Source organism: Microlunatus sp. GCM10028923 (assembly GCF_042666975.1).
Lineage (GTDB): Bacteria > Actinomycetota > Actinomycetes > Propionibacteriales > Propionibacteriaceae > Microlunatus.
The window spans coordinates 434,082-454,088 of sequence record NZ_JBHTFF010000003.1 but is presented as its reverse complement, the minus strand read 5'-3'; the positions used below and the strand labels follow the sequence as shown (position 1 = coordinate 454,088).

19 protein-coding genes are annotated in these 20,007 nt (G+C 71.2%); 8 read left to right on the top strand and 11 right to left on the bottom strand.

What is annotated here, in order from left to right; genetic code table 11:
* Nucleotides 1–70 precede the first annotated feature (70 nt).
* Genes ACFQU4_RS09380 through ACFQU4_RS09370 form a run of 3 tightly spaced genes read left to right on the top strand, consistent with a single transcriptional unit; the run spans nucleotide 71 to nucleotide 2,660 of the window.
* Nucleotides 71–484 carry a cytidine deaminase gene (locus ACFQU4_RS09380; protein WP_377490055.1) on the top strand — a complete coding sequence of 138 codons (414 nt, stop codon included), beginning with the start codon at nucleotides 71–73 and terminating at the stop codon, nucleotides 482–484.
* Nucleotides 481–1,560 carry an adenosine deaminase gene (locus ACFQU4_RS09375; protein WP_377490052.1) on the top strand — a complete coding sequence of 360 codons (1,080 nt, stop codon included), beginning with the start codon at nucleotides 481–483 and terminating at the stop codon, nucleotides 1,558–1,560. Before ACFQU4_RS09380 ends, ACFQU4_RS09375 begins: the two co-directional genes overlap by 4 nt.
* On the top strand, nucleotides 1,557–2,660 hold the full coding sequence (locus ACFQU4_RS09370) for an exo-alpha-sialidase (RefSeq protein ID WP_377490049.1): 1,104 nt from the start codon (nucleotides 1,557–1,559) through the stop codon (nucleotides 2,658–2,660). Before ACFQU4_RS09375 ends, ACFQU4_RS09370 begins: the two co-directional genes overlap by 4 nt.
* On the opposite strand, the gene ACFQU4_RS09365 is transcribed toward ACFQU4_RS09370, so the two are convergent.
* The 5 genes from ACFQU4_RS09365 to ACFQU4_RS09345 all read right to left on the bottom strand — a co-directional run bounded on the left by ACFQU4_RS09365 (nucleotide 2,661) and on the right by ACFQU4_RS09345 (nucleotide 9,264).
* The gene (locus ACFQU4_RS09365; protein WP_377490046.1) at nucleotides 2,661–3,947 is read right to left on the bottom strand and encodes an ABC transporter permease; all 1,287 of its coding nucleotides are present in this window, start codon (nucleotides 3,945–3,947) and stop codon (nucleotides 2,661–2,663) included. It abuts the gene before it with no gap.
* Nucleotides 3,944–5,155, bottom strand: a complete 1,212-nt coding sequence (locus ACFQU4_RS09360; RefSeq protein ID WP_377490043.1) for an ABC transporter permease — start codon at nucleotides 5,153–5,155, stop codon at nucleotides 3,944–3,946. Before ACFQU4_RS09360 ends, ACFQU4_RS09365 begins: the two co-directional genes overlap by 4 nt.
* Entirely contained in the window at nucleotides 5,152–6,777 is a 1,626-nt protein-coding gene (locus ACFQU4_RS09355) for an ABC transporter ATP-binding protein (RefSeq protein ID WP_377490040.1), read from the bottom strand. The genes ACFQU4_RS09360 and ACFQU4_RS09355 overlap by 4 nt, the downstream gene beginning before the upstream one ends.
* A gap of 28 nt (nucleotides 6,778–6,805) precedes the next feature.
* Nucleotides 6,806–7,927, bottom strand: coding sequence for a BMP family protein (locus ACFQU4_RS09350; protein ID WP_377490037.1), 1,122 nt, complete (start codon nucleotides 7,925–7,927; stop codon nucleotides 6,806–6,808).
* A 158-nt stretch (nucleotides 7,928–8,085) separates the two neighbouring features.
* Nucleotides 8,086–9,264, bottom strand: coding sequence for an amidohydrolase (locus tag ACFQU4_RS09345; RefSeq protein WP_377490034.1), 1,179 nt, complete (start codon nucleotides 9,262–9,264; stop codon nucleotides 8,086–8,088).
* Nucleotides 9,265–9,445: 181 nt separating this feature from the next.
* Between ACFQU4_RS09345 and ACFQU4_RS09340 the strand changes: the two genes are divergently transcribed.
* Both ACFQU4_RS09340 and ACFQU4_RS09335 read left to right on the top strand, forming a co-directional pair.
* Nucleotides 9,446–10,285 (top strand): endonuclease domain-containing protein, encoded by an 840-nt coding sequence (locus tag ACFQU4_RS09340; protein WP_377490031.1) that lies wholly within the window; start codon nucleotides 9,446–9,448, stop codon nucleotides 10,283–10,285.
* A 121-nt stretch (nucleotides 10,286–10,406) separates the two neighbouring features.
* Nucleotides 10,407–10,784: a VOC family protein gene (locus tag ACFQU4_RS09335; protein WP_377490028.1), complete on the top strand. Its 378-nt coding sequence runs from the start codon at nucleotides 10,407–10,409 to the stop codon at nucleotides 10,782–10,784.
* Here the strand turns inward: ACFQU4_RS09335 and ACFQU4_RS09330 are convergent, their stop codons facing one another.
* The 4 genes from ACFQU4_RS09330 to ACFQU4_RS09315 form a co-directional block, all read right to left on the bottom strand.
* Nucleotides 10,785–12,596: an ABC transporter ATP-binding protein gene (locus tag ACFQU4_RS09330; RefSeq protein WP_377490025.1), complete on the bottom strand. Its 1,812-nt coding sequence runs from the start codon at nucleotides 12,594–12,596 to the stop codon at nucleotides 10,785–10,787.
* A 2-nt stretch (nucleotides 12,597–12,598) separates the two neighbouring features.
* Nucleotides 12,599–14,497 (bottom strand): ABC transporter ATP-binding protein, encoded by a 1,899-nt coding sequence (locus ACFQU4_RS09325; RefSeq protein ID WP_377490022.1) that lies wholly within the window; start codon nucleotides 14,495–14,497, stop codon nucleotides 12,599–12,601.
* Between the two features lie 41 nt (nucleotides 14,498–14,538).
* Nucleotides 14,539–15,390: an NAD-dependent epimerase/dehydratase family protein gene (locus ACFQU4_RS09320; RefSeq protein WP_377490019.1), complete on the bottom strand. Its 852-nt coding sequence runs from the start codon at nucleotides 15,388–15,390 to the stop codon at nucleotides 14,539–14,541.
* A gap of 76 nt (nucleotides 15,391–15,466) precedes the next feature.
* Entirely contained in the window at nucleotides 15,467–16,018 is a 552-nt protein-coding gene (locus tag ACFQU4_RS09315) for a hypothetical protein (protein WP_377490016.1), read from the bottom strand.
* Between the two features lie 116 nt (nucleotides 16,019–16,134).
* Between ACFQU4_RS09315 and ACFQU4_RS09310 the strand changes: the two genes are divergently transcribed.
* From ACFQU4_RS09310 to ACFQU4_RS09300, 3 genes are read left to right on the top strand one after another with little or no spacing between them, the layout of a single operon-like run.
* Nucleotides 16,135–16,740 (top strand): TetR/AcrR family transcriptional regulator, encoded by a 606-nt coding sequence (locus ACFQU4_RS09310; protein WP_377490013.1) that lies wholly within the window; start codon nucleotides 16,135–16,137, stop codon nucleotides 16,738–16,740.
* Nucleotides 16,737–17,225 carry a pyridoxamine 5'-phosphate oxidase family protein gene (locus ACFQU4_RS09305; RefSeq protein ID WP_377490009.1) on the top strand — a complete coding sequence of 163 codons (489 nt, stop codon included), beginning with the start codon at nucleotides 16,737–16,739 and terminating at the stop codon, nucleotides 17,223–17,225. The genes ACFQU4_RS09310 and ACFQU4_RS09305 overlap by 4 nt, the downstream gene beginning before the upstream one ends.
* Nucleotides 17,222–17,641 (top strand): GNAT family N-acetyltransferase, encoded by a 420-nt coding sequence (locus ACFQU4_RS09300; protein ID WP_377490005.1) that lies wholly within the window; start codon nucleotides 17,222–17,224, stop codon nucleotides 17,639–17,641. Before ACFQU4_RS09305 ends, ACFQU4_RS09300 begins: the two co-directional genes overlap by 4 nt.
* A 15-nt stretch (nucleotides 17,642–17,656) precedes the next feature.
* On the opposite strand, the gene ACFQU4_RS09295 is transcribed toward ACFQU4_RS09300, so the two are convergent.
* Both ACFQU4_RS09295 and trpS read right to left on the bottom strand, forming a co-directional pair.
* Nucleotides 17,657–18,889, bottom strand: a complete 1,233-nt coding sequence (locus ACFQU4_RS09295) for a phosphotransferase (RefSeq protein ID WP_377490002.1) — start codon at nucleotides 18,887–18,889, stop codon at nucleotides 17,657–17,659.
* Nucleotides 18,890–18,930: 41 nt separating this feature from the next.
* Entirely contained in the window at nucleotides 18,931–19,998 is a 1,068-nt protein-coding gene (gene trpS, locus ACFQU4_RS09290; protein WP_377489999.1) for a tryptophan--tRNA ligase, read from the bottom strand.
* Nucleotides 19,999–20,007 lie beyond the last annotated feature (9 nt).

Here is a 20,007-nt window from a genome sequence, read left to right as displayed (position 1 = left end):
TGGAATCCCCCGCCACGCTCCGCGCAAGGACCTGGCGCTCTTTCCCGCCGGCCTCTGGCATGATCGTGCGATGACAGCACAGGACCTGGACTGGGAGGCGCTCCGCCGGGAGGCGAAGGCGGCATCACAGCGGGCCTACGCCCCGTACTCAAACTTCCCCGTCGGCGCCGCCGCCCTGGTCGACGACGGCCGGATCGTGTCCGGCTGCAACGTCGAGAACGCGTCCTACGGCGTCGGCCTGTGCGCCGAGTGCGGACTGGTCTCCTCGCTCGCCGCGACCGGCGGCGGGAAGCTGGTCGCGTTCGCCTGTGTCAACGGGCTCGGGGAGCCGCTGATGCCCTGCGGGCGGTGCCGTCAGCTGTTGTACGAACATGCCGCGCCGGATTGCCGCTTCGACACCCCGTCCGGTATCAAGACCATGGACCAGGTCCTCCCCCAGGCCTTCGGTCCCGCCGATCTCGACCACGTGAGGAGCTCTACGTGACCCTTGACCTCGACCTGCTGCGGCGTGCCCCGAAGGTCTCTCTCCATGATCATCTCGATGGCGGTCTGCGGCCGCAGACGATCATCGAACTTGCCGCCGAGATCGATCATCCGCTGCCGACCTCCGACGCCGCCAAGCTGGCCGACTGGTTCGAGGAGTCCTGCACGTCGGGCTCGCTGGTCCGTTACCTGGAGACGTTCGACCACACCATCGCCGTGATGCAGACCGAACCGGCGCTGCGCCGGGTGGCCCGTGAGTTCGTCGAGGACCTGGCCGCCGACGGCGTCGTGTACGGCGAGGCGCGCTGGGCGCCGGAGCAGCACGAGCAGCAGGGATTGACCAAGGCACAGGCGATCGAGGCGGTCCGGGACGGCATCGCCGAGGGCATGGCGGAGGCCCGCGCGGCCGGCCGGCCGATCGAGGTGCGCCAGCTGGTCACCTCGATGCGGCACGCGACGCCGACCCTGGAGATCGCCGAACTCGCCGTGCGGTACCGCTACGACAGCGTCGCCGGCTTCGACATCGCCGGCGCCGAGGACGGCTTCCCGCCGTCGCGCTACAAGGAATCGTTCGACTTCCTGCGGAAGCAGAACGCCCACTTCACCATCCACGCCGGCGAGGCGTTCGGGCTGCCGTCGATCTGGGAGGCGGTCCAGCTGTGCGGGGCGCACCGGCTCGGCCACGGGGTACGGATCGCCGACGACATCACGATCGGCGCCGACGGCAAGCCGGTGCTCGGCGAACTCGCCGCGTACGTCCGGGACGAACGGATCCCGCTCGAACTGTGCCCGTCCTCCAACCTGCAGACCGGTGCCGCCGCCTCGATCGCCGACCACCCGATCGGTCTGCTCACCGACCTGCGGTTCCGGGTCACCGTGAACTGCGACAACCAGCTGATGAGCCGGACCAGGCTGAGCAACGAGTTCCGGCTGCTCAGCGAGGCGTTCGGCTACGACCTGGCCAAGGTCCGCTGGTTCACGATCAATGCCGCGAAGAGCGCGTTCCTGCCGTTCGATCAGCGGGGGCACCTGATCGAGAACGTGATCAAGCCGGGGTACGCGGAGCTCGGAGTGTGACCCACCCCGTCCACGATGCCCACCACGTCCAGCTCTCGGCACCCGGCAGCAACGCCGCCTACCCGCGGATCGAGGTGCTCCCCGACGGCCGGCTGGCCGCCGCGGTGACCTACGACGTCGCCTGGGACTACTTCGTCGGCGGCCGGTGGACCGTCCTGGTGTCCGACGACGGCGACCGCTGGGAGCCTTCCGAGGATTCGTCCCTGCCGTTCAACTGGCCGGGCTCGTCGATCCGCGAACGTCATGACCGGGCGACCCACGTGCTGCCCGACGGCACCTGGCTGGCCACCGGAGTCGTCGGCTGGCAGGCGTGGCCGGAGCAGGACGGCGAGCGAGCCCGGGCGGAGGGCCGTTACGTCACGCCGGCCGCCCCGCCGGGCCTGCCCGGGTTCATCGGCGTCGGGACCAACACGTTCTTCGTGCAGAAGTCGGCGGACGCCGGCCGGACCTGGACGCGGCGGGAGGTCGAGCTGCCTTCCGCGGGCTGGACGCTGGGCCTGCCGCGCAACCTCGTCCTCGAGGACGGCACGGTCATCCTGCCGGCGCGGCAGCGGTCCCGGGACGCCCAGCGCGGTCAGTTCCTCGCCATCCGGGTCACGCCGGGCGAACCGGACCGGATCCGGGTCCACCCGATCCCCCGCGACCTCGACGGGGTCATCGGCAGCGAGGCCGCCCTGGCCGACCTGGGCGGGGACCGCGTCCTGATGCTGATGCGGGCCGACGCCGTCCGCGGTGGCGACGGCCGGTTGCTGGCCAGTCATTCCGACGACGGCGGACGCACCTGGACGCTTCCACTGGCGACCGACATCTGGGGCCATCCGCCCCACCTGCTCACCCTGGCCGACGGACGCCTGCTCGCGACGTACGGCCACCAGCGGGCACCGTTCGGGATCATGGCCGTGCTGAGCACCGACGGCGGCGAGACCTGGGACGTGGAGCACCGACTGCTCGTGGCGGTCGATGATCAACCCGAGCAGCCGATCGGTTACCACCCGATGACCGTGCAGCTCGCCGACGGTTCCCTCTACACCTGCTATTACCGGCTTCGCCGCGGCGTGAGTGAGGCCTGTGCCGTCCGGTGGAGCCTGCCGACGGCCTGACTATTTCTCGTACGGGATGCCGTCGGCGGCCGGCGCTCGGACCCGGCCGACCAGGCCGGCGACGGCGATGATCGTCGCCAGGTACGGCAAGATCAACAGGAACTGGCTCGGGACCGGCGTGGACAGGCTCTGCATCTGCGAGGCCATCTGGGTCACGAAGCCGAAGAAGAGGGCCATGATCGCCCCCCAGCCGGGGTGCCAGCGGCCCATGATCAACGCGGCCAGTGCGATGAAGCCGTTGCCGACGGTGATCTCCTTGGAGAACGCGCCGGTCGCGCTGAGGGTGAAGAAGGCACCGCCGAGCCCGGCGAAGATTCCGCCGGCGAGCACCGCGGACCAGCGGATGCCGACCACCGAGATGCCCACCGTGTCGGCGGCCTTCGGATGCTCGCCGACCGACCGGATCCGCAGACCCCAGGACGTCTTGAACAGGACGGTCCAGACCACCAGCACCGAGACGCCGGCCAGGTAGGCCAAGATCGTCTGCTCGAACAGCACCGGCCCGAAGAACGGCAGCGCGGACAGGCCCGGGATCGCGATCTTCTCCAGCACCGGGGCCGAGTTGAACTCGCCCGACGCCGGCTCGACCAGCTGATCGAACAGGAACCCGGTGACCCCGACGGCGAGCAGGTTCAGCACGACGCCCAGCACGACCTGGTTCACCTTGTACTTGATCGCGAACAGGGCCAGCAGGGCCGCCATCGCGACGCCGGCGATCATGGCCGCGATCAGGGCGGCGGGCACCGACTTGGTGACGCTGCCGACCACGGAGGCGGCGAACGCGGCGGCGAGGAACTGGCCCTCGATCGACACGTTGACCACTCCGGCCCGCTCGCACAGGACGCCACAGAGCGCGCCGAAGATCAACGGCGTGGCGACGGTCAGCGTGCCGGCCAGCTGGTTGCTGACCGGGAACGGCAGGTCCCGTCCGGCCGCGGCCCAGGCCAGGAAGCCGATCACGAAGGCGAGCCCGCCGACCGCGCCGGCCAGCACCGGCAGCCGCCCCGGCAGCTTGATCAGATAGCCGACCCCGGCCAGCAGACAGAGCACGCCGCAGATCGCGACCGTGGCCACGCCGGGGATGGCCACCGTCGGCAGCTGCACCTCGTCGAACGCGTTGGACAGGGCGAACTTCGCGTCGCCACTGGTGGACAGCAGGAAGATCAACAAGAGGACGCCGGCGACGATGATCAGCACGCCGGCCGAGTAGCGCTGCCGGCGCTCCTCGGCGGACTCGGCCAGCTGCGGCGCCACGACGGCCGGCACGCCGTCGGTCGTGGTCGTCATGTCAGGGCTCCGCTCGTCGGTACGACATCCCGCCGGGCCCGCGCCTTCAGGAACGGCACCACCGTGCTGACCAACGCGGGCGCGGCGACGAACAACACGATCAGCGCCTGCAGCACCGTTGTCAGGGTGAGCGGCGTCCCGGCCAGGCTCTGCATCGACAGGCCGCCGGCGTGCAGGGCGCCGAACAGCAGCCCGGCCAGCACCGTGCCGAGCGGTCGGGCCCGGCCGAGCAGGGCGACCGTGATCGCATCGAACCCGACGCTGCCGACCAGCCCGATCGACAGCGGCACCGCATAGCCGTTGCTGCTCGGGGCCAACGCCGCCAAGGTCCCGGCCAGCCCGGCCAGTGCGCCGGCGATCGCCATCGTGATCATGGTCGTGCCCGCCACGCTCATCCCGGCCGTCGCGGCCGCGTTCGGGTTGGCGCCGACCGCCTTGATCGCGAACCCGATCGTCGAACGCTCCAGAATCCACCAGACCAGCACCGCGGCCGCGATGGCGAGCAGGAAGCCGAGGTGCAGCCGGCCACCGGTCAGCCGGGGCAGCGTCGCGTTCCAGTCCACCTCGGGCGAGATCGGGTCGGTCCGGCCGGGCCGCTGGAAGGCCGTGGTGGTGAGCAGGAACGCCAGCATGCCGGCCGCGATGTAGTTCAGCATGATCGTCACGATCACCTCGTGCGCGCCGGCCTTCGCCTTCAGCCAGCCGACGAGGCCGCCCCAGACCGTACCGCCGACGACGCCGGCCACGATCGCCACCAGCAGGTGGATCACCGGCGGCAGGTGCAGCGCGAAACCGACCCAGGCGGCGAGGATCGAGCCGACGATCGCCTGGCCCTGACCGCCGATGTTGAACAGGCCGGCCCGGAACGCCAGCCCGACGCCGAGCCCGGCACAGATCAGCGGTGCCGCCTGCGCGGTGGTCTCGGTGATCGGTCCGTAGCCGCCGAGCGAGCCGGCGATCAGGGCCGAGTAGGCGCCGCCGACCTTCTCCGCCGACGCGGCCAGCGCGTCGCCCGGCCGGCCGAAGAAGTAGCTGAAGGTGGACCGCACATCCGAGTCGGAAACGATCATGAGGACCGCGCCGATGATCAAGGCCAGCACGAACGCGACCGCGGTCGTCGCCACCTCCGACCAGGGCAGGCCGCGCAGCACCGAGCCGAAGCTGCGGCGGCGACGGCGGCGCGCCGGCTGGGGATCCGTCTCGCTCACCGCTGTTCCTCCCCGTGGGGACCGGCCTGGTCAGCGAGTTGGGCGTCCAGGATGGCGTCCTCCTCGGTCGCACTGGTCACCGACGCGGAGGCCATCGCCTCGTCCGCCGGCACCCCGGCCATCATCAGGCCGAGCACCTCGCGCGAGGTGTCCGGCTCGACGATGCCGACGACCCGGCCGCGATACATGACCGCGATCCGGTCGGCCAGCGCCGCCACTTCGTCCAGCTCGCTGGAGACGATGATCACCGCGGTGCCGCGGTCCCGTTCGGCGACCAGCCGCTGGTGCAGGAACTCGATCGCGCCGACGTCGACGCCACGGGTCGGCTGGGACGCGATCAGCACCGACAGCGGCCGGGACAATTCGCGCGCCAGCACCAGCTTCTGCTGGTTGCCGCCGGACAGCGATGCCACCGACTCCTTGATCGACTGGGTCCTGATGTCGAACTCGCCGACCCGTTCGGTGGCGTTCTCGTCGATCCGTTTCAGGTTCAGCGACAGGCCGTTGGCGTACGGCGGCTCGTCGAAGCTGTTCAGGACCAGGTTCTCGGCGACGCTGAACGTACCGACGAAGCCGTCGTGCTGCCGGTCCTCCGGGACGTAGCCGAGGCCGGCGTCGATCCGCCGCCGCGGCGACAACTGCTGGATCGGCTTGCCGTCCAAGATCACCGTGCCGCCGGCCAGCGGCGCGACGCCGATCAGGGCCTCGACCAGTTCGCTCTGCCCGTTGCCCTGGACGCCGGCGATGCAGAGGATCTCGCCGCCGCGGGCGGCCAGCGCAAGATCATCGACGACGACTGTGCCGTTCGGCGCGACGACCGTGGCGCCTTCGATGACCAGCCGGTCCGGCCCGACCTCGGGCTCCTCCTTGGCCACCTGCAGGCTGACCGCGCGGCCGACCATCAGCTCGGCCAGCCGGGCCTCGGACTCGGTCGGGTCGGCCTGGCCGACCACCTTGCCGCGCCGGATCACGGTGATCTTGTCCGCGATCGCCCGTACCTCGCGCAGCTTGTGGGTGATGAACACGATCGCCTTGCCCTCGTCCCGGAGCGACCGCATCACGGTGATCAACTCGTCGGTCTCCTGCGGGGTGAGCACCGCGGTCGGTTCGTCGAAGATCAGGAACCGGGCGTCGTTGGCGAGCGCCTTGAGGATCTCGACCCGCTGCTGGATCCCGACCGGCAGGTCCTCCACCTTGGCGTCCGGGTCGACGTCGAGGCCGTACCGGTCGGACAGCTGCCGGACCAGGCGGCGGGCTCGCCCGAGATCGAGCAGGGCCGACCGTTCCCGGCCCAGGATCAGGTTCTCGGCGACCGAGAACACGTCGACCAGCATGAAGTGCTGATGCACCATGCCGATCCCGGCGGCCATCGCCTGCTTCGGGTTGCGCGAGACCAGCGGTACGCCGTCGACCTCGATCGAACCCCCGTCGGGCTGCAGCAGCCCGTACAGGACGTTCATCAGGGTCGACTTCCCGGCCCCGTTCTCGCCCAGCAGGCAATGGATCTCACCCGGAACGATGTCCAGGCTGATCGCGTCGTTGGCCACCAGCGAACCGAACCGCTTGGTGATCTCGATCAGCCGGAGCCCGTGACCGGGCTCCGGCACGGCAGTGCTCGTCATCTGCCCTCCGGCTGGGACGGGAACGCGACTACTGCTTCGGCTGGGCCTTGGATTCGATCTTGATCGTGCCGGCCTGGATGTCCGCCTTGAGCTTGTCCAGTTCGGCCTTCAGCTCGGCCGGCACCTTGCCGTCGAACTCGTGGAACGGGGACAGCCCGGTGCCGTCGTTGGCCAGCGTTCCGACGTACGGCTCGTTGTTGAAGGAACCGTCGGCGGCCGCGGCGATCGAATCCTTCACCGCGACGTCCATCGCCTTGTAGACGCTGGAGAGCAGGTTCGGGCAGTAGGCCTCGGCGCTGATGCAGCCGTCGGTGTCGACCCAGATCGCGTTCACCTTGCCGCCGCTGGCCTTGGCCACCTGCAGCGCGCCCTCACCGGACGGGCCGGCGACCGGGAAGACGATGTCGGCACCCTGGCTGGACAGGTTCTCGGCGATCTGCTTGCCGCCGGCGACGTTCTCGAACGGCTTGTCGCCGGGCACGAACTGGCCGTCCTGCTTGGCCGCGTCCCAGCCGATCACCTGGACCGACGCCTTCTTCTGCTCGTTGTAGTAGGCCACGCCCTGGGCGTAGCCGTCCATGAAGATCGTCACGGTCGGGATGTTGGCGCCGCCGAACGTCCCGACCTTCTTGGTCTGGGACATCCCGGCCGCCAGGTAGCCGGCCAGGAAGCTCGACTCGGCCGTGTTGAACTCGAGCGGCTTCAGGTTCTTCACCTCGGCGAACTTGGCCGGGTCGTTGAAGTCGACGATGGCGAACTCGACGTCGGGGTTCTGCTTGGCCGCGGCCAGAGTGGCATCGCCGAGCAGGAAGCCGACGGTGACGACCATGTTGCAGTCGGCGTCGACCATCGACTGGATGTTCTTGGCGAAGTCGGCCGTGTTGGTCGACTCGACCTGGCCGGTCTCGATGCCCAGCTCGGTCTTCGCGTCGGTCAGCCCCTTGTACGAGGTCTGGTTGAACGACTTGTCGTCGAAGCCTCCGGCGTCGGACACCATGCAGGCCTTGAACCCGCTGGCGCCCGCCGAGCTGGACGTACCGCCACCCGGTGCCGCGGATGAGGGCGTCGCCCCCGGCGGCTCGGCGCAGCCGGCGATCGTCAGGATGACCGCCGCCGCAAGGGCGGGACCGGCAATGAGAGACTTCTTCACGTACTGCCTCCTCGGCGCGCTGAAACGTCCTCCCGAGCTCAGGATCAACGCCTCATCCTTGCCCTGGCAATCGGGTCATTCCGCACTGTAATGGCAGATCGGTGGGGCCGAGAAACCCGCACGGGGTGGATACCCAGTTGTAACCATGTGCCGGATGATCAGCGATCGACCCCTGCGGCGAGGCCGGTCAGCAGCTTGACGCCGGCATTGATGCAGTCCTCGTCCACGTCGAACAGCGGGGTGTGGATGTCGGGTACCCGACCGCGCCCGACCGGCCGGACCCCGAGCCGGGCCAGCGCGCCGGGCACCTCACGGAGCATCCAGGCGAAGTCCTCGCCGCCGAGCGACTGCTCGGTCGGCTGCACGCTGTCCGGGCCGAGCAGGGACCGGGCCACTGCGGCCATCCGGCTCACCTGTTCGGTGTGGTTCACCGTCGGCGGCACTCCCTGGCTGATCACGATCTCGCTGGAGACGCCGAACGGTTCGACGATCTGGGCCAGCAGCGCCGGCAGCAGCCCCTCCGCCTCCTGCCAGGCGGCCAGCTGCAGCGCCCGCAGCGTGCCCTCGATCTGACCGGACTGCGGGATCGCGTTCGCCGCGCTGCCCGCGTGGATCCGGCCCCAGACCAGTGACACGCCGCCGCGCGGGTCGATCCGGCGGGACAGCAGCAGCGGCGCCTGGGTGGCCAGGGCTCCGATGGCGCCGACCAGATCCGCGGTCAGGTGCGGCCGCGACGTGTGGCCGCCGGAACCGGTCAGGGTGACCTGGACCTTGTCCACGGCCGAGGTGATCGGGCCCGGCGACAGGCCGACCTGGCCGACGTCGGTGCGCGGGTCACAATGCAGCGCGTACACCTCGCTCAGGTCCTTGCAGGCGCCGTCCGCGATCGCGTCCAGGGCGCCGCCGGGCGTCGTTTCCTCGGCGGGCTGGAAGATCAGGCGGACCCCGTGCCGGAGCAGGCCGTCGCGGCGCAGCCGGGCCAGCACCAGCGCGGTGCCGAGCAGCACCGTGGTGTGCACGTCGTGGCCGCAGGCGTGGCAGGCGCCGGGAACGGTCGACGCGTAGGGCGTCTGCTTGCCGTCCGAGATCGGCAGCGCGTCGATGTCGGCGCGGAGCCCGATCACCGGGGCGTCGCCGATCGGCTCGAGGTCGCAGATCCCGCCGGTGCCGACCGCGAGCACCCGGAAGTCGAGGCCGGCCTCGGCCAGCACTGCGCCGATCTTGGCCGTCGTCCGGTGCTCGGCCCGGCCGATCTCGGGGTGCGCGTGCAGGTCCCGCCGGATCTCGACCAGCCGATCCCGCAGAGCATCGGCAGCCGCACTGATGGTTTGTTCCACCGGCCCAGTCTGGCATGACCGAAATCGACGGCGATCCCACGAAATGCCTCGCCATCGGGCCAATTTGGCTCAATCCGCGTCGATTTCGGTCACTATCCCCAACCACCGACCGCCGAATCGCGCTATCCACAGATTTTCCGCGCCCCGGCTGAACGCACGCCTCCTGCCGCATAACCCAGGTGTGAACCCGATCGAAGACTCGGCCGACGGGCTGCTCGCGCCCCGAACCCCGGCCCTGCAGCGACGGCTGCGACGCCTGACCGAGCGTGGCGAGGTGGTCCGGCTGTTCCCGGGCGTCTACTGTCATCCGGCCCTCGAGGCGGACGTCCCGACCCGGATTCGCGGCGCCGCGTTGTGGTCCGGTGCCGGAGTCCTGCTCGGTGCGGCGGCGGCACGACTCACCTTCTGGCCGGAGCTCGAGGTCAGGACCATCGCACTCGCGCTCGGGTCCAAACGGAGGCAACCGCGCGGCCTGCGGATCTCCGAACAACGGCTCCCGACCGAGTTGATCATGGAGCATCGCGGCGTACGGCTCACCGTGCCGTCGCTGACTGCGCTGGACCTCGGCGGCCCGGGCATCGATCGGGCCTTGCTCCGGCGGGCCGCCAATTTGGACGAGATGCGGGAGGCCTTGGCACGGTGTCCGGGCCGAGCCGGCAACCGGGCACGGAGGCTGCTCCTGGACGACTCGCGGGACGAGCCATGGTCGGAGGCAGAACGCCTGCTGCACCGGCAGCTGCGCGGCGCGAAGATCACCGGGTGGCGGACCAACGTCGAGGTCTGGTGCGGCCCGCAGCAGTACTTCATCGACGCGGCGTTCGCCCGGCTCCTGATCGGGATCGAGGTGGACGGCTACGCGGTGCATGGCCAGCGGGGCCAGTTCGAGCGCGATCGGCAGAAGTGGAGCGACCTCACCGCCGCCGGCTGGACCCTGCTCCACTTCACCTGGCGCCAGCTCGACGAACGACCGGACTGGGTGATCGCGACGATCCAGCAGACCCTGCGCCGTAAGTCCCGCTGACCGAAAGACAGCGCACTTGGGCCAGAAGGAGCGAATCCGAACGGATTCCGCCCGAGTGCGCTGGATTTCGGTCATCGAAAGCCCGTTGCCCCGCCGAGAGGGCCCGATTAGCGTCGCCTGCATGGCCGCACTTCGCGAGATCGTCTTCGACTGCCGGCACGCCCCGTCGCTGGCCCGGTTCTGGGCGGAGGTGCTGGACGGCTACGCGGTGCTGCCGTACGACGACGCGGAGATCGCTCGGCTGGCCGGCCTGGGCCTGACCCCGGAGACCGACCCGACGGTCGGAGTCGGCGGGCCGGGCCCGACGCTCTTCTTCCAGCAGGTGCCGGACCCCAAGACCACCAAGAACCGGGTCCATCTGGATGTCGAGGCGCCGGACCGGTCCGCGGAGGTGGACCGGCTGCTCGGACTCGGCGCCCGCGTGCATCAGGTGCAGGAGCACTTGACCACCCTGCTCGACCCGGAGGGCAACGAGTTCTGCGTGGCCGATCCGGACTGATCAGCGGTACGCCCGCGACTGCAGCTCGTAGAGCTCGGCGTAGAGATCACCGTGCTTGATCAGCGTTTCATGATCACCGATCTCGCGGATCCGGCCCTGGTCGAGGACGATGATCAGGTCGGCCATCCGTACCGTGGAGAAGCGGTGCGAGACGAGCAGGGTCACCCCGCCCCGGCTCCGGGCGTCGCCGGCCGCCGCGGTGAAGCGCTCGAAGAGGGCGTGCTCGGTCTGCGGGTCGAGAGCGGCGGTCGGCTCGTCCAAGATCACCAACAGCGGATCGGGCCGGATCAGGCCGCGGGCCAGGGCCAGCCGCTGCCATTGCCCGCCGGACAGGTCGATGCCACCCCAGGCCGTGCCGAGCTGGGTGTCCAGCCGGTCCGGCAAATCGGCCACGACCGGTCCGGCGGCGGCCCGGGCGACGGCCTCCGCGACGGCGTCCCGGTCGTCGATCCGGTCCAGATCGCCGATGCCGACGGCCTCCCGGGCCAGGAACTCGAAGGCCACGAAGTCCTGGAAGGTCGCGCTGACCCGGCGCCGCCACCCGGCCGGGTCGATCGCGTCCAGGTCCGTGTCGTCGATCCTGATCTTGCCGGCATCCGGCCGGTAGAAGCCGGACAGCAGCTTGACCAGCGTCGTCTTCCCGGCGCCGTTCTCGCCGACCAGCGCGACCACGGCGCCGGCGGGCAGCCGGAGCGACACCCGGTCCAGGACACCCCGACCGCCCGGTGCGCCCGGGTAGCCGAACGACACGTCGGTCAGGGTGATCCCGTCGCCTAGCCGGTCCGGCACCGGCACCGGATCGGCCGGCCGGTGCCGGGCCGTCGCGGCGTAGTCCTCCAACCAGAGCAGGCGATCCGCCGTCTTCAGGCCGCGTACGAGACTCGTCCCGTACGCCACGCCGACCATCACCATCCCGCCCAACTGGGTGGCCAGCCCGACGGCGAGGACGACGTCGCCCGGCGTGGCCCGGCCGGCCAGCGCGAGCATGATCACGACCGTCACCGCGGCGACGTAGCCGAGCGCCGAGATCGCCGCGTCGAGCAGCCGGAGCCTGGTCGCCCGCCAGCCGGCGGCGTTGCGGATCCCGTTCACCTGGGCCGCGGCCGCCCGGTGCCGCCGGACCAGATCGTCCACCGAGCCGAAGATCCGCAGTTCCTTGCCGGTCTCGGACTCGGTGCCGACGGCGAACAGGTGCCGGCGCCGGCGCTCCGGCTCGCTGGTCAGCTCGTCGGCGGCGATCTCCAGGTCCGTACTGCGCCGGCCGACCAGCACCGACACCACCGCGATGATCAACAACCCGAGCAGCACCGGATGGATCGCGGCGAGCAGGATCGCCGACGCGACCAGGCTGGTCAGCGCGCGGACGATGCCGGTGGTGGCGTTGACCATCGTGCCGAGGCCGTCCCGGTCCTCCCGGATCCGCTGCATCTGGTCCAGGTAGTCGGACCGCTCGTAGTGGGCGATCCCGTCGGTGCCGCCGGCCAGCTCCATCAGGCGCCGGTCGGCGAGTTCGCGGGCCCGTTCCAGGACGACGAAGACGAAGCTCACGTACACGAAGACGTTGAGCAGCGACAGGCCGATCAGCACCGCGAGCACCAGGCCGGTGATCAGGCCGAGCCAGAGGTTGGCGGCCGCCACGGCGTCGATGATCAACTTCCCGCCGTACGCCAGCACCGGCCCCTCCACCGCCATCAGCACGCCGGTGATCAACTGCCCGGCCGCGGCACCCGGAGCGGCCCGGAAGCCGAACCCCAGCGAGATCCGGTACGCCCGCCACATCCGCCGGGCCTTGCTGCCCCATTCCTTGATCATGATCAACTCCGTTCGGCGAAGCGTTCGGCCTGCAGCGTGAACATCCGGGCGTAAGCGCCGCCGGCGGCGAGCAGCTGGTCGTGATCACCGTCCTCGACGATCCCGGATCCGCCCGCATCGGGATCGAGCACGACGATCCGGTCGGCCCGGCGGACGGTGGAGAACCGGTGTGAGATGAGCCAGGTGGTGAGGCCCTCGGTCAGTTCCAGGAACCGGTCGTAGAGCGCCGCCTCGGCCCGGACGTCCAGCGCCGCGGTGGGCTCGTCGAGCACCAGCACCCGCGCGCCGGCCTGCACCGCGAACATGGCCCGGGCCAGTGCGACCCGCTGCCACTGGCCGCCGGACAGGTCGATGCCGCCGGTGTACTCGCGGGACAGCACGGTGTCCCAGCCGTCCGGCAGCACCTCGATCACCGACTCCAGCCCGGCCCGTTGCGCCGCCAGCTCCAGCCGATCCCGGTCGCCGGCGAACTGCGGCGCTCCGAGGGCGATGTTGTCGGCGATGGTCAGGTGGTAGCGCGCGAAGTCCTGGAACAGCACCGCCAGCCGGGACCGCCACCCGTCCGGATCCAGGTCGGCGAGATCGGTCCCGTCCACCGTGATCCGGCCCGCGGTCGGCCGGTAGAGCCCGCAGAGCAGCTTCACCAGCGAGGTCTTGCCGGCCCCGTTGCGCCCGACCACGGCGAGCGAGCGGCCGGCCGGGACCACCAGGTCGAGCCCGTCGATCGCCGCCTTCTCCGCGTTCGGGTAACGGAAGGTCAGGCCCTCGAACCGCAGTTCCTCGCGGGGCAGCTCCGGCGGCACCTCCCGGCGCCGGGTCAGTGCCGGCGCCCGGCCCGCCGCGGGCAGCGCGTCGGCGGCGTCCAGCCGGTCCGACATCGCCAGCACCTTCGGCACCAGCAGCGCGCCGGCAGCCAGGTGGGCGTTGTCGTCGTCGAAGGCCATGAACGAGTTCACGCCGGCGAGCGCCTGGACGAAGACCGCGACGGCCGCCAGGGACAGTTGGGCCGGTCCGGGCCCGACGCCGAGGCCGGCCGCCACCAGCAGCCCGAACGAGAACGTGTCGAGGACGATGATCGCGAGTACGGAGCCGCCGACGGACACCGGGTCCGGCCGCCGGGACCGCCAGACCGGACGCATCGCGGCCAGCCAGGACTCCTCGAACCGGCCGATCAGCCAGTCCCGCAGCCCGAAGATCCGCAGCTCCTTCGCCGGGCCCGCCTCGAGCGCGAGATCCCGCAGGTACTCGGAACGCCGCAGCGCGCTGCTCTGGCCGTAGACGACGGCGCCGATCTTGACGTACTCGCGCTGCATCAGCACCAGCGTCAGCGGCCAGACGATCAGCCAGATCACCCCGAGCCACCAGTGCAGCGCGAACAGCACACCGGCCGAGCCGAGCGCCCGGAGCCAGGACGGCAGGGCCCGCGGCAGCGCCTCGACCGCGCGGCCGGCCCGGTTCAGGTCGCTGCCGAGGCCGCGGGCGATCCGGATCTCGTCCAGCGTCTCCGGGTCCTCGAGATGGGCGATGCCCTCCGGCCGGCCGACCGCCACCATCACCCGTTCGGCGAGATGGCTGTCCAGTTCGCGCCCGAGCGCCCGGCCCGCGGTGGTCGCGACCGGCGCCACCATCCGGTCGACCAGCACCAGGACGCCGACCACGACCAGCAGTCGAAGGGTCTCGGTCATCGCGGCGGAGCCGGACCCGCCGGCGATCGCCGCCGGGATCGACCCGATCAGCAGGCCGGTCAGCACCGCCGCCGCGACCGGCAGGGCCGCGGTCACGAGCACGGAGCCGGCCAGGATCGCCGCCAGCCGGCGGTCCAGCCGGGGCAGCAGCCGGAGCAGGGTGAGCACGCCGCGGCTGGACGAGGCCAGCCGCTCCAGCCGAGTTCGCACCATCATGGCGCCATGATGACATCATTATGACGCCGCTGACAAGCCTTCTATGCGTCAGCATCTCCGACCCGGGTCAGCCAGTCGACCAGTGCGCGACGGACCGGAGTGGCCGTCGCGCCCAGAGCGGCGATGGCCGATCCGTCGACGACGAAGTCCTCGGCGAACTCGTACTCCATCTCCACCAGTTCCCGCGCTGTCCGGTCGACCAAACCGGCCGCCCGGACCATGATCATCGGGATCCGGCGGATCCGCGGCCGGTGCCCGGCCAGCCGGAACAGCTCAGTCACCATGGCCCGCGTGGTCCACGGCTCCGGGTCGGCCGGCAGGTGCCAGACCCGACCGGGCGCAGCCGGATGATCACCGAGCAGCACCAGGCCGGCGGCCAGGTCGGGCAGGTAGCCGAAGCTGTGCCGGGTGTCCGGATCACCAAGCAGTCTTGCCGTCCGGCCCGAACGTACGGCCGTGATCACCGGATCGCCGAGCACCGTTCCGAGGCCGGCGTCCGGACCGAAGTAGTCGGCGGCCCGGCCGGCCACGGCCTCCACCCGGCCGGCCCGGTGAGCCGCCCAGAGCTCGCTGTTCATGATCATCCGGGCCCGGCCCTTGCGGGTGTGCGGCCGCTCCGGCGTCGCCTCGGTCAACGGCCGGCCGTACGACCGGCCGTAGGCATAGACGTTGTCCACGACCACCAGCCGGGCACCGGCCCGTTCGGCGATCCGGATCGCTGCCCGCTGCAGGCCCGGGAAGTCCTCGGCCCACCGGTGGTAGGCCGGATTGAGCGCCTGGAACACGACCCGGACGCCGTCGATGAGCCGTCGGTCCGTGACGTCGCGGGTGACATCAATTGCGATCGACTCGGCCCCTTGCGGCAGCCCGACCGGACCGGAGCGGCTGACCACGCGCCCCGGTCGCCCCGTTCGACGAGGCGGCGCGCGAGCGCCCGGCCGACCGGACCGCTGCCGAGCACCAGGGCGGTCACCGCCCCGGCTCCCGCCGGACCAGACCGAAGAGCAACAACCCGTGACCGGCGGTGGCCAGCAGCGCCCCGGCGGCCCCGAAGGTGGCGTACTGCCGCTCGACGTCGACGCCGATCGCGCTGGTGACCAGCCAGCCGGCCGCCATGATCACCGCGCTCGCACCGACCCAGACCGCCCGGACCCTGACCGGCGCGGGCAGCGCGAGAGCCTGGGCCACGCCGAGCACGGCACCGGTGATCGCGCCCTGGCCGACCAGCTCGGCGATCGAGGTCCGGTAGCCGATGGCCGCCGACCCGAGGACGAGCCCGGTCGCGGTGCCGATCATGGTGGCGAGCGGCCAGCGCAGCAAGGGCAGCCGGTCGCGCACCGCCAGAGCCTGCGCGGCGCCGACCAGCAGCCCGACGACCGCACCGCCGACGACCGCACGCCCCGGCCCGTCGACGGGCCCGATCAGGCCGGCCACCAGCGCCCCGCCGACCGGATAGCCGAGGAAGGTGGCGCCCCAGCCGGCCACCCGGGCCAGCCTGCGCCGCAGTGGAGAGTTTTTCATGATCGTTCCCCCGTGAGATAACTCTGCACACCGTGCAGAGTAAGCATCACTGTACAGTGTGCAGCAATAGCGAACAGCAAGGAGAGGACAGCACCGTGCCGGGACCCCGACGAGCCTTGACCGAGCCCGAAGTGCTGGCGGCTGCGTTCGAGGTGCTCTCGTCCGGCGGGCCGGCAGCGGTCTCGATCCGGTCGGTGGCGGCCGGCCTCGGCATCTCTCCGAACTCCGTGTACACGTACTTCCCGAGCAAGGCAGCCCTGCTCCAAGGCATGGCCGAGGAGCTCCTGGCCGAGCTCCGGCCACCGCAGCGGGGCCGGCCGGCGGCGCCGCGGCAACAGCTGATCACCCTCGCCGACCGGGTCCGCCGGCGGCTGCTGGCCCGGCCCGGCGCGATCGCGGTGATCATGAGCGCGCCGCTGACCGGACCGAACGCCCTCCGACTCGGCGAGGACCTGATCGCGATCTTCGTCGAGGCCGGACTGAGCGTCGCCGACGCGGCGCGGGCGAGTTACGCCTTCCAGGTGCAGGTGCTGGGCTCGATCGCGCTGGCCGAGGCCGGTCCGGCCGAGCGCTCCGTACCCGAGCTGACCGGGTTCCCGCTCACCGAGCAGGGCTGGCCGGTGATCGCGGGCTACGACTCGGCGGCCCAGTTCCGCTGGACCGTACGACAGCTGCTGAACGGGCTGATCGGACCGGCGGCCGGCGCTACCGTGGCGTCATGACGACCTGGAAGGACTTCGCCGAGGAAGCGCCGAGGGTGTCCGGGCTGTTCGCCCGCCGGCAGGCCGCGACCGGCCAGTTGTGCCTGCTCGGCACGCTGCGCTCGGACGGCTACCCGCGGATCAGCCCGGTCGAGCCGCGGATCTTCGAAGATCATCTCGTGATCGTCGGGATGCCGGGGACCACGAAGTTCCGTGACCTCGGCCGCGATCCGCGGTTCACCCTGCACACGGCCACGGTCGATCCGCAGGTAGCCGAGGGCGACGCCAAGCTGTGGGGCGTGGTGCACGACCTGCAGGACGAGGCGCTGCACCGGCGGTTCGCCGACTGGCTGTTCGCCGACAGCGGTTTCGACCTGCGCGGTCGGCGGTTCGAACCCTTCTACGTGGCCGACATCGAGGGCGCGTCCTCGGTCGAGCTCGACGACGAAGGGCTGTTGATCACGGTCTGGCGGCCCGGACAGCCCGAGCGGGCGGTCCGGAAATGAGCCTGCCCGCGGCCTACCAGTTCCGGATCGGCGTTCCGCCGGTGCCCGACTATCTGCGCCTGCGCAGCGAATCCGGCCTCACCCCGCGCACCCAGGAGCAGGCCGAGCTGGCCCTGCCCGGCAGCTGGCGCGCCTGCCACGTCGTCCACGACGGCGGCGAGACGGTCGGCATGGGGCGCGTGATCGGCGACGGCGGCTGGTATTTCCACATCGTCGACATGGCCGTCCTGCCCGGCCACCAGCGCCAGGGCATCGGCGACACCGTGCTGACCTGGCTGGTCGACGAGATCCGTACCGCGGCGCCGCCGAAGGCGTTCGTCTCCCTGATGGCCGACCCACCCGGCCGTCGCCTGTACGCCAAGCACGGCTTCACCGAGGACCGCGACCGCTCCATCGGCATGGCCCTCTGGACCTAGGGCCCTCGCCGGAGTTCAGCCGATGCTGCGGATCAGCCGCTCGGCGGCGTCGATGATCATGGTCGTCTCGTGCTCCCAGGCCGGCTCCTGCCCGCGGTACGGGCCGGTGGCCAGCGAGATCGCGACGGCGGCGGCGCGCAGCCGCAGCTCGACCGGGTCGACCCGGGTGTCGAAGACGGGTACCCAGTCCCGGATCAGCCGGCTCACCCGCGCGGCCTGCTCGGCGTTCATCCGCTGCACCGAGGACAGGTGGGCCAGCAGGCAGGCCAGGTCGTCGGCGCGCCGGCCCGGGCCGATCGTGTCGATGTCGAGGATGCCGCTCACCCCGTTGCCGGAAACGAACAGCTGGCCCTCGTGGAAGTCGCCGTGGGTGGGCTCGGTGCCGAGCGGGATCCCGGCCAGACCGGTCCGGATCTGCTCGGTCAGCCAGTCCAGCCGCGGCCGCAGCGAGGGCAGCGCGGCGGCAACCATGGTCGCGTACTGCTCCACCGCGTCGGACCACGGGTTGCGCCGGCTCAGCGCCGCCACCTCGACCGGCATCGCGTCGAGCACGCCGATCAGCTGCTCGGCGGTGCACGGCGGTTCGGCGTCGAAGATCGCCTGGGCCAGCGGCCGGCCGGGCAGCTGCCGCAGCACCAGCAGGAAGTCCGGCGTCACGGCGGCGATCGGCGGCGCCGGCACCCCGGCCGCGAGCAGCAGCTGGTGCCGCCGCACGGTCGGCTCGAACAGCCGCTCCCGGAGCACCTTGATGAAGAACGTCTCCGGCCCGGCCGTCGTGGTCACGGTCGCCCGCAGCACGGCCCGCCGGCGCGGCCGGTACCCGATCATCTCCAGCTCGACCTGGCCCGGCAGCACCGGCGCCGACAGCACCTGGTGCGCGGTCAGCAGCTCGGCGACATCGTCGGCGAACGCGGCCCGGACCAGGCCGGGCAGCTCCGGATCCCGCGGATAGAGCCAGACCGCGACCTCGCGCTCGCCGTCGGCGAAGATCACCGCGTTCTCGTCGCTGGTGGAACGGCCGCCGGCCCGGGCGCTGGCCCCGAGCAGCTCGGTCCGCCGGCCGAACGGCCAGTCCACCGTCGCCGTGTACGTGGCCGTGGTCGACCGGCGCGGGTTGGCGTCGACGTGATCCAGCTGCCAGGAGACCAGCCGGCCGCCACCGTGCGCGACCGCGGCGGTCAACAGGTCGGCGACCTCGGGCGAGGTGAGCAGGCTCGAGCCGTCGGGGTCGCGGGTGACGCTACTCATCACGGATCGATCTTTGCATGCCGGTGCGGGAGCGGGGCGCCTCAGCGAGGCAGCAGGCCGACCTTGTCGTAGACCTCGGCCACGGTGGCGGCCGCGATGGACCGGGCGCGCTCCGCGCCGGCGGCCAGGATGCCCTCCAGTTCGGTGCGCTCCTCGACCAGTCCGAGCGTCCGTTCCCGGTACGCCCCGCCGACCTCGCCCACGACGTCGGCCACGGCACCCTTCAGGTCCCCGTACCCCTTGCCGGCGAAGGATTCCACCAGCTCGTCGATCGGCGTACCGGTCAGTGCGGAGAGGATCGTCAGCAGGTTGGCCACGCCGGGCTTGGCCTCGAGGTCGTAGCGGATCTCCCGCTCCGAGTCGGTGACCGCCGACTTGATCTTCTTGATGTTGATCTTGGGCTCGTCGAGCAGTTCGATCAGGCCGGCCGGCGAGGAGGCGGACTTGCTCATCTTCCCGGCCGGGTCGGACAGGTCGGCGATCCGGCCGACGGACGCGACGATGTGCGGTTCCGGCACCACGAAGGTCCGGCCGTAGCGGTGGTTGAACCGCGCCGCCAGGTCCCGGGTCAGCTCCAGGTGCTGCCGCTGATCTTCGCCGACCGGAACCCGATCGGCCTTGTAGATCAGGATGTCCGCCGCCATCAGGATCGGGTACGTGAACAGGCCGACGCTCGCCTGATCACCCAGACCACGGGCCGACTTGTCCTTGAACTGGGTCATCCGGTTGGCCTGGCCGAAGCCGGTCAGGCAGCCGAGGATCCAGCTCAGCTGGGTGTGCTCGGGCACGTGCGACTGGATGAAGATCGTCGACTTCTCGGGATCGACGCCGGCCGCGATCAACTGCGCCGCGCTGCGCAGCGTCCGCTCCCGCAGCTCCTTGGGGTCCTGCTCGACGGTCAGCGCGTGCAGGTCGGCGACCCCGTAGAACGCGTCATGATCATCTTGCAGCGGCACCCACTGGCGCAGCGCGCCCAGGTAGTTGCCGAGGTGCAGCGAGGCCGCGGTCGGCTGGACCAGCGAGAGCACCCGTGGCTTCGTGGTCCGGCTGTCCCGGCCCTGCGCGCCGGCCGTCGCGGCCGGATCTGCGGTCGTCGTGTCTGCAGACATGGGCGACAT

Coding starts and splice junctions, on each gene's coding strand:
- ACFQU4_RS09380 (WP_377490055.1), top strand. CDS start 71: ATGACAGCACAGGACCTGGACTGGGAGGCGCTCCGCCGGGAGGCGAAG.
- ACFQU4_RS09365 (WP_377490046.1), bottom strand. CDS start 3,947: ATGACGACCACGACCGACGGCGTGCCGGCCGTCGTGGCGCCGCAGCTG.
- ACFQU4_RS09355 (WP_377490040.1), bottom strand. CDS start 6,777: ATGACGAGCACTGCCGTGCCGGAGCCCGGTCACGGGCTCCGGCTGATC.
- ACFQU4_RS09335 (WP_377490028.1), top strand. CDS start 10,407: ATGGCCGCACTTCGCGAGATCGTCTTCGACTGCCGGCACGCCCCGTCG.
- ACFQU4_RS09330 (WP_377490025.1), bottom strand. CDS start 12,596: ATGATCAAGGAATGGGGCAGCAAGGCCCGGCGGATGTGGCGGGCGTAC.
- ACFQU4_RS09325 (WP_377490022.1), bottom strand. CDS start 14,497: ATGATGGTGCGAACTCGGCTGGAGCGGCTGGCCTCGTCCAGCCGCGGC.
- ACFQU4_RS09315 (WP_377490016.1), bottom strand. CDS start 16,018: ATGAAAAACTCTCCACTGCGGCGCAGGCTGGCCCGGGTGGCCGGCTGG.
- ACFQU4_RS09305 (WP_377490009.1), top strand. CDS start 16,737: ATGACGACCTGGAAGGACTTCGCCGAGGAAGCGCCGAGGGTGTCCGGG.
- ACFQU4_RS09300 (WP_377490005.1), top strand. CDS start 17,222: ATGAGCCTGCCCGCGGCCTACCAGTTCCGGATCGGCGTTCCGCCGGTG.
- ACFQU4_RS09295 (WP_377490002.1), bottom strand. CDS start 18,889: ATGAGTAGCGTCACCCGCGACCCCGACGGCTCGAGCCTGCTCACCTCG.
- trpS (WP_377489999.1), bottom strand. CDS start 19,998: ATGTCTGCAGACACGACGACCGCAGATCCGGCCGCGACGGCCGGCGCG.